The sequence below is a fragment of the uncultured Veillonella sp. genome (genome assembly GCF_905209685.1).
In the GTDB taxonomy this organism is placed as follows: Bacteria; Bacillota; Negativicutes; order Veillonellales; family Veillonellaceae; genus Veillonella.
Genome location: NZ_CAJLUB010000077.1, coordinates 1 through 8,557, shown reverse-complemented (window position 1 = coordinate 8,557; position 8,557 = coordinate 1). Strand labels below are relative to the sequence as shown.

General features: G+C 40.5%; 7 protein-coding genes and 1 riboswitch. Of the genes, 3 read left to right on the top strand and 4 right to left on the bottom strand.

The window, feature by feature from the left end:
* Positions 1-26 precede the first annotated feature (26 nt).
* Entirely contained in the window at positions 27-2,189 is a 2,163-nt protein-coding gene (locus QZ055_RS06430) for a methylmalonyl-CoA mutase family protein (protein ID WP_295793949.1), read from the bottom strand.
* Positions 2,190-2,481: 292 nt separating this feature from the next.
* A riboswitch (cobalamin riboswitch) is annotated at positions 2,482-2,658 on the bottom strand.
* A 246-nt stretch (positions 2,659-2,904) separates the two neighbouring features.
* On the opposite strand from QZ055_RS06430, the gene rarD reads away from it, so the two are divergent.
* Positions 2,905-3,795 (top strand): EamA family transporter RarD, encoded by an 891-nt coding sequence (rarD, locus tag QZ055_RS06425; protein WP_295825397.1) that lies wholly within the window; start codon positions 2,905-2,907, stop codon positions 3,793-3,795.
* A 211-nt stretch (positions 3,796-4,006) separates the two neighbouring features.
* Here the strand turns inward: rarD and QZ055_RS06420 are convergent, their stop codons facing one another.
* Positions 4,007-4,909, bottom strand: a complete 903-nt coding sequence (locus QZ055_RS06420) for a DUF3829 domain-containing protein (RefSeq protein ID WP_295825395.1) — start codon at positions 4,907-4,909, stop codon at positions 4,007-4,009.
* A 247-nt stretch (positions 4,910-5,156) separates the two neighbouring features.
* Here QZ055_RS06420 and QZ055_RS06415 point away from each other — a divergent pair, with 247 nt between their 5' ends.
* Together QZ055_RS06415 and QZ055_RS06410 are read left to right on the top strand one after the other, a co-directional pair.
* Positions 5,157-5,333, top strand: coding sequence for a type II toxin-antitoxin system HicA family toxin (locus QZ055_RS06415; RefSeq protein WP_295825393.1), 177 nt, complete (start codon positions 5,157-5,159; stop codon positions 5,331-5,333).
* Positions 5,334-5,342: 9 nt separating this feature from the next.
* Positions 5,343-5,720 (top strand): type II toxin-antitoxin system HicB family antitoxin, encoded by a 378-nt coding sequence (locus tag QZ055_RS06410; RefSeq protein ID WP_295825391.1) that lies wholly within the window; start codon positions 5,343-5,345, stop codon positions 5,718-5,720.
* A gap of 432 nt (positions 5,721-6,152) precedes the next feature.
* Here QZ055_RS06410 and QZ055_RS06405 read toward each other — a convergent pair whose 3' ends face one another.
* Both QZ055_RS06405 and QZ055_RS06400 read right to left on the bottom strand, forming a co-directional pair.
* Positions 6,153-6,758: a tetratricopeptide repeat protein gene (locus QZ055_RS06405; RefSeq protein WP_295825389.1), complete on the bottom strand. Its 606-nt coding sequence runs from the start codon at positions 6,756-6,758 to the stop codon at positions 6,153-6,155.
* Between the two features lie 189 nt (positions 6,759-6,947).
* Positions 6,948-8,557: FAD-linked oxidase C-terminal domain-containing protein (locus tag QZ055_RS06400; RefSeq protein WP_295825386.1), on the bottom strand; the 1,610-nt coding region annotated here is incomplete at its 5' end.

The following is an 8,557-nucleotide window of genomic DNA, read 5'->3' as shown; positions in this document are numbered from 1 at the left end:
AGAAGTCTGGATTTTTAAACATGAGCTCACATCCCTTTCTTATCTTGTAACGTATGTAAGATTTCGTAGCAATTTGCACGAACGGAAATGAAGTCGTCTACGCCAGCTTCACGGTATACAGGCTCAAGGTCCTTAGGAGGCGCCCCTGCCAAAATAACTGTTACATTCGGCATAGTTTCTTTCAACTCTTTAGCGAGTGGTGGTACTAATTCTGGATATGTATCATCTGTGGAACAGATAACGACAACATCGGCACCACTTTCACGAGCAGCCTTCGCCGCATCAGCCGTTGTTTCATGGCCATCATTTTTAATAACTTCAAAAGCACCTACTTCGAAGAAGCCTGTGGAGAAGTCCGCACGAGGTTTATGTTGAGGGATTGGGCCCATATTAGCCAAGAATACCTTCACATTATCTTTCGTACGTTGTTTATACGCTTCCGTACGCATGCGAAGTGCTTCGAATTGTTCAGTCCAGCGATGTGCTGTAATTGGTTCGATTGTTTCAGAAGCAATATCGCCGGCATCTAAAGCCTTACGGATTTGGCGGATTGTCAATTTTTGTAATGCTCCCAGCTCAATAAGTCCAATCAACGCACCTGGTTCTGTTGTACTTGCTTCTAGAGTAGCCTGTGCTTTCACAACCGCATCAGCCTCTGCACCTGCCAAGTACTCATCAATTTGAGCAGCACGTTTTTGACGCAATGTTTCTTGATTTTCTGGTTTTGGATCAAGCAATTCTTCCGTCATATTCGCATACATGTTGTTACCAACAGCTACGTCCTTACGGAATGCAAGGTTCTTGAAACGTTCATCGAGGATGGCTTTCACTTGAGCTTGAGGATAGCCTTCTTTCAACGCTGCAATAATGCCGCCTTTAGCTTCGATGGTTTGGAACTCAGCCCAGATTTTTTCACAGAGTTCAGCAGCCAATGTTTCCACATACCAGGAACCGCCTACAGGGTCCACAGGTTGGCGCAACTCGAATTCAGTTTGCAACATAACTTGGATGTTACGGGCAATACGGCGAGAGAAATCATCCGCTTTGCGAATTGGTTGGTCAAATGGAGATACTTCAAGGCTGTTCAAACCGCCTACAACGCCAGAGAATGCTTGTGTCGTATTGCGCAACAAGTTTACATATGGGTCGTATACAGTTTTTGTGAAAGCAGATGTTCTGCCGTGTACATGAACAGCACGGTCCGCTTCTTCAGCACCGAAAGCTTCCATAATGCGAGCCCAAAGTACGCGCAAGGCACGTAATTTAGCAATTTCCATAAAGAAGTTAGCACCTAAGGAGAATGTGAACATCATGCTCTTAGCAATGGTGTGAATATCAATGTTGCGTTGTGCTAATTGACGCACGTAGCATACAGCCGTTGCCAATGCATAGGCAACCTCTTGCACATCGTTAGCGCCGCCATTAGCGTATACATCGCCGGATACGAGCACGGTTTTAAGCTCTGGCGCCTGTTCTTTAGCCCATACAACAGTATGTGCCATTTCATCAAAGGCTGTATCTAAGGAAATGTGCAAAGCACCGTCTTTCGCCAAAACACCGATAGGGTCGGCACCAACGAGACCTTTCAAGTCAGACGTTTGTTTTTTAGCGCCTTTCACTGTAGCCGCTAACATGCCAAGCAAGATGGCTGCAGAAGCACCAGTTTCAATGTACAAAGGATTTTCCTTCAAATTGAAGCGGTCAATCAATTGTTTGCAGTCATCCATGGTGGATACAGATGTACCACCAACGCCAACAGATGCGCCTACTTGCACATCTTGATCATGACGTGTTGCTTCATCTAGGCGGATGTTGTGAATGGTGCCACCTTTTACAATCTCGTATAAACTTGCATGATTAGCATCTTTAGGCAAAGAGTCATCTACATATTGGGATACACCCCAAGAGTCTTTAATATAACCACTTGCCTTAGTGCCACGTAGGAACTCACCTGCCCCAGGGTATACGCCCTTAGGAATTGCTTCTGCATGCAATGCAGGTGTGTAAATCGGCTGCAACGTAATACCTTCATAGGTTTTCGTGAACATCTTCTTATGGAAGTCGCCACCCTTTAACGCCTTTTCAACCTCTGCCTGCCATTGTTCATACGTAGGTTTCTCAAATTCATCAAAGGATACAGGAGCTAATAGATCGCGTTCAGCATCCTTTGAAGTCTTTTTGTCAGACATATATGTGCCTCCTTTTCAACTCGAAACCATACCGAGAAACAGCGCACCGTACCTACAATTGTTATGCTTATACACCACCAAAGCTTTCCTATCTATGGATCACATCAACCTCAAATCTGTGTCCATCAGTTTACTAACAATAAAGCCTGATGTATATGCTCAACAGTCACTTTCAAGGGCAATAAAAAACGTGCCACCCAAAAGTGACACGTAAGGTTCCTTGTTGAAAAGTATGCCAAAAAACACTGAAACCAGCATACCTCAATCCCCTTCCTATCGCTCGTAGGTACATAACGGTGATTATCAAATAGGCAGTTCTCCTGGCTCGGGCTCATCGCCTTGCTTTCGCCTTCCCAGATTGCTCCAGTGACATTTATGAAAGCAGGCTCGTCCTTACAGTGGCGGGACCGCATCGGCTTGTACCGATTTCTCTATTAAGTCTTGCGACACCTATTCTCTATATTCGTTGTTCTAAGTCCAATATAGTGTAAGATTATGCACAAAGTCAATGAACATAACAGTTAATCATAAGTATCAAATTTCAGGTTATAACTAATGCGTATTTAAAATGACAAAAACTCATCACTTTCAAATATACGTATTCATTGTCTGCAAATCGAGTTATAAATCGAGTACAAATCATCATAAGATCTAAGCCCACGCACAAACGCACCCACAATGCGTGATATAATGAATACAATCACAAGGAGGCATTATGGAGCATACAAGTAAAAAAGGTCTAATAACAGCCCTTAGTTGCTATATCATCTGGGGCTTACTCCCTCTCTATTGGGCATTATTAAACCATGTTTCACCATATAATATACTGGCACAGCGCATTATCTGGTCAGGCATTTGCATGGCCATCGTCGTATTTGGCCTACATTTTAAACAGTTCAAAAAGGACTTTCAATTACTAAAAGAACAGCGTTCACAACTATTACTACTGTTGATGGCATCAGTCATCATCAGCGTAAATTGGTTTACCTACATTTGGGCCATCGCCAACAACCAAGTTATGGACACGAGCCTTGGCTATTACATCAACCCACTCTTCAATGTGGTGTTAGGTGTCATCCTATTTAAAGAGGTTCTATCTGTACCAAAAAAGCTAAGTGTTCTCATCGCTACCATCGGCATCGCCTTGCTCACCTATCAAGTGGGATCCTTGCCGTTAGTGTCGATGATCCTCGCCGTTTCCTTTGGCCTCTATGGGGTCGTCAAAAAGAAACTACTCATCTCTCCCTTTACGAGCATCGCCTTTGAGGCTTGGCTATTAACACCGCTAGCCTTACTCTATACGACCATGATCGATAATACAGTATGGTCCTATTTCAGCACAGACTTGTATACGTCCATGCTACTCATAGCCTGCGGTCTAACAACATCGGTTCCATTGGTGCTATTCTCCTATGGCGCTCAACTATTGCCGCTCAACCTACTAGGCTTCCTGCAATATGTCTCCCCTACCATTGCCTTGTTGCTAGCTATTTTCTACTTTGGTGAAAGCTTTGGCACACCACAGATGATTGCCTTTGGTTGTATCTGGATAGCCTTAGTGTTGTTCTCATTATCAAATCAAATTACAACCATTAGAAAAATGTAGTTAAGTACAAGAGAGCGTTTGCTATCTGCATGCAATCTCACAAGAGATTTTAGCAACTATATCTAGCCTATAAATACATAAAAGCTGTATCAAATGATATCCTCATTCGATACAGCTTTTTATATATAATACTTACACTAAGTTACGCTTATATGATGCTCATACTTATATTAACTCATATATAACGTATCCGTCTTAAACCGTATTAACTCTATTGATCCAATTCATTCATATTGGTTGTATTCATATTGGAAATGTAACGGTTATAGGCCTCAACCATATGTTTATAATCGTTATCTTGTTTGGATCCCATATAGGTACGAATGGCACCAATCGTAGAGTTTACAGAGGTCTTAACAGGGTCATACTTAGGGCTAGAAATACCATTCGCTAAATCACCAATAGCTTGTAGCTCTTGATTGATCGCATTTACATCTGGTTCTTTTTCACTATCTAGCTTTTCTAGGACTGCAGTAAGTCGCAAAGAAACCTCTTGTGCAGCGGCTGCATTTTTCTTACCTGCATCGCGCAATTGTTGTAACCGTTGTTGCAATCGGTCCGTATTAATCTTATGCATTAAATTATCAAAGTCAGCATAAATAGGAATAAATTGTTCGTATAACTGAACATATTTAGGACCTAATTGTTGCTCCTTAGCATAGTTATCTGTAGTATACCCTTTAGATTTATAGTATGCATCAAGTTCTTCCGCAACCGGTGTAATTTCGTTCAATTTTGAAAGTAGCTTATCTAAAGGCTCCTTCATTTCATCATACGGAACACCTGCTTGCTTAGCCTCTTCTAATTCTTTTTGTAGCTGTTTAAAGTTCGGCGCATTAAATACAGTTAAATGCTGCCCCGCTTTTAACTCATTAAGAGTTGGTCTATTCGCATAATCAAACATTACAGCCATGCGATTAAATCGGCTTACGGCTTTTACATATTGATTAAATAACTGTACCTGATCCTGCTCAGACCGCTGCGCAATTTCCTTGCGACTCTGTTCAGTGCCCTGCCACAGCTCCGACATACTACAACCGCTCAACAATAAGGGGGATGTCAATGTAGCCGCACACAACACAGCCATTGCAATCCGTTTACCCAATGGTTTCATGATGAATTCTCTCCTTTCATCAATATACAACCCGATTTATATACCTTAATTATATACTAATATGATTTATATAAATAGAATTAATGCATATAAATCATATATCTATTTTGTCAAGTGACTAATAGAGTCAGGGGTGACCAATGGTCACCCCTGTTTTCCTTTATATACGGTTAGACTAGAAATGAAAAGACATAACTCATATCAATTGTTTTATACGTGTACACGTGTTACTATAAAAGGAGAGCATATGAAAGATAAAGATCTACTAAAACTGCTACTCAAAAACGGCTGGAAGGATGTACGGCAACGCGGCAATCATCATCGTTTGAAAAAGGATAATCAAGTTGAAGTGATTGCCGTACATGGAAAAGATGTACCTGTCGGCTTATTAAATGCAATTTTAAAACGTACAGGACTAAAATGAGGAGGATTTATGAAATTTATATACCCTGCTATAATCCATGATGATGCTGATGGTTTCTGGGCTGAGTTTCCAGACTTAGAATATACTAGCAGTACTGGCTCAACCCTAACAGAGCTCGTAACTAATGCGCAAGAAGCTATGGAGCTATATATTTTAGGTGCCTTAGAAGATGGAGAAAGATTACCTACACCTACATCTATTCGCAACTTACCTTGTACGGATACAACGTATCCTACATTAGTGCAAACAGATATTGATTTAGCTAAAAATAGTAAATCCGTAAAGAAAACCTTAACAATTCCTGCCTGGCTAAATGATCGAGCGCTAGCTAAAGGAATTAATTTTTCTCAACTTTTACAAGAAGCATTAGTAGAAAAAACAATGTAAATATAAATTTACATCATCAATTGCTCAGCAAAATTAGGACTATTGTCCACGCAATAACTGCTAAGGTGAGTAATATGATACAAAGCATCCACAGGATTGTTACGAAATAGAGCAATAATTTTAGTACATATAGCACATCAAACCATATGCTATGGCAATCTTCTAATCGCGCCATAAATTCGGAGAGATGGCGCACAAAAAATGGAACTTTCACATTAGGATTTAGCTTTTTCCAGTACAGCATAATATACGGTGTTACAAAACATCCTACAAATACTAAGTATGTAAGGAATAGAGGTGTTTCTATATTATGTTGGGACATAAACCCTGACCAGTCTACGACCATTAGACCACCAAGGTATAGAAAAACAAACCAATATATAAATCCTATCGCCTTTATAATAAGGCGAATCATCTGTTTCACAGCCATACCTATAATCCTACTAATGTTTTAAATCGCGCATTATTGTGAAAGCGTTCGAAATGGTCTTGTTCAGCAGCTACGGCTTTCACAGATGGATCAATTGTAATCGCTTTTTCAAGCCAATCAAGGGCCTTCGTATCATCCCCTTGGTCTGCATAAATGGTAGCAATACCGTACACAGACCAGGTGTTACGAGGGTCCTTTTCTAATACCTTTTCAAACCATTGTTTAGACTCATTTAATTGGCCTTGTAATTTGTACACCATGGCCATGTTGTAGTAATTCGCTACATTATTAGGATCTAAATCATATGATTTTTTAGTATCTACTAAACCTTTAGCGGTATCACCACTCAACGCCGTAGCGAAGCCACGGATGGAGTACGCCTCTGCATTATTAGGATTATCCTTAATAGAAGCTGATGCTTCCTCGATGGTTTTAGCATAATCGCCAGAGGATAGAGCCTGCTTAGCTGCCATTACATGAGCATCTTGGCCTTGATCTGTTTTAGCTTGTTCATTAGCTGTTGTAGGTTTAGTGTTTTCCTGAGTCTTAGTATCCGTGCCACAACCTAATAGGCTAAGCAAACATATACATAATAGAATATATTTCATACCATACCTCTATATTATCTATATATACAACCACATTATGTCGTATATATTCATTATTTAATATGATGACAATATGTAGTAGTAACTTATAATTTATTAAATACATTACAATTATACCAAAACTATATACAAAAAAGGACGAGCCGCAACTCGTCCTTTTTCGTTATATGGTAGGTAATGTTATAAATCTTATTTTTTTGCTTTAGAGCAACGGTCTAATAGGAATGCAACGCCTACGAATGGGATTCCACCGCTTTCACCAAGGCCAATTTCACATGTGGAACTGGAGCTTACGCCTAGTGTTGCGCCGTATTCAGCAATTTCACCAGCAAGGTCTTTTGTAGCAGCTTTGTTAAGTTCTGGTGTGAAGAAACCTTTTTGACCAGCAAAGCCGTCGCATGCGAAGGATTTAATGTTGAATACATGGTCTGTACATAGACGAGCCAAGTCTTCAATGTATTGGGATTTATTCAAAGATTTAATCTTACATTGTTTGTGTACGATTACGCGTTCATCGCATTTTTCAATATCGAGATGAGGTACTACGTATTTGCACAAGAATTCAGAAATATCGTTGATTTCTAAGTCTGGCATGTGTTTGAACGCATGGTTAAAGCATGCACTATGGTCAATCACAATTGGATATTTACCATTTTGAGATGCTTTCATCAATGCATCGTGCAAGTCCTTAACAGCACGTTCGTGAACGTCATCGTAGTTTTCAAAGCTCAAACCACAGCAGAGGTTTTCGATATGTTGAGGATAAATAATATCGATATGAGCCTTGTTGCAGAGGCTTTCTACAACTTGTTGTAAGCTGCGATCATCGTCATAACCTTGGTTTGGTTTGAATGCGCGGTTCGCACAAGTACTGAAGTATACAACCTTTTCAAAGTTAGTAGGTTTAATGCGGTTTTTCAATTTATAGCGATTAGCCTTAGGAGTTGTTTTAGGTACATATGGTGTAACACCTGTTACGCCATGTAAGCCTTCAGTAATCTTAGAAATCGCTTTTTGTGTAATGATAGAGCCTGCAATGCCTTCAAGACTTACACCAGCACGGCACATTTGAAGTGTTGTGGAGAAGTTATCGTAGATTTTCTTAGCCAATTCTGGTGCAGGTGGATCGATGCGGCGCATGGACAATGCGATTTGAGCAGTATCGATGCTGAGTGGGCAAAGACCTTTACACATAGAGCAAGCAGCACAAGTATCTACGCCGAAGTATTCGTAACCTTTTCTAAGTTCAGATGCCAATGTGAAGTTGCCTTCGTTTTCAAGGCGTTTAGTTTCACGCAACAATGCGATACGTTGACGTGGAGTCAATGTTAAGTTACGGCTTGGACAATGTTTTTCACAGAAACCGCATTCCATACAGATTGTGAAAGCATCATCGATAACGCATTGAGCTTTAAGATTTTTCTTGTACACATCTGGATCATCAGTAATCATAACATCAGGGTTCAAGATGCGTTCAGGGTCAAAGATGGCTTTGATGCGACGGTTGATTTCGTACGCTTTTTTACCCCATTCCATTTCAACGAATGGTGCTACCATGCGGCCTGTACCATGTTCAGCTTTCAAAGAACCACCGAAACCAGATACGCGTTCAGACATTTCTTTTACCAAGTCGCCGAAGTTCTTAGTATCTTTAGGGTCGCTGAAGTCAGGTGTAATGTTAAAGTGAACGTTACCAGACAAAGCATGACCGAAGATTACGCCACCGTCTACGAAATCGTATTTATGGAATAATTCAGTAAGCATTTCGATGCCCTTAGTGAAGTCTTCGATTTGGAAGC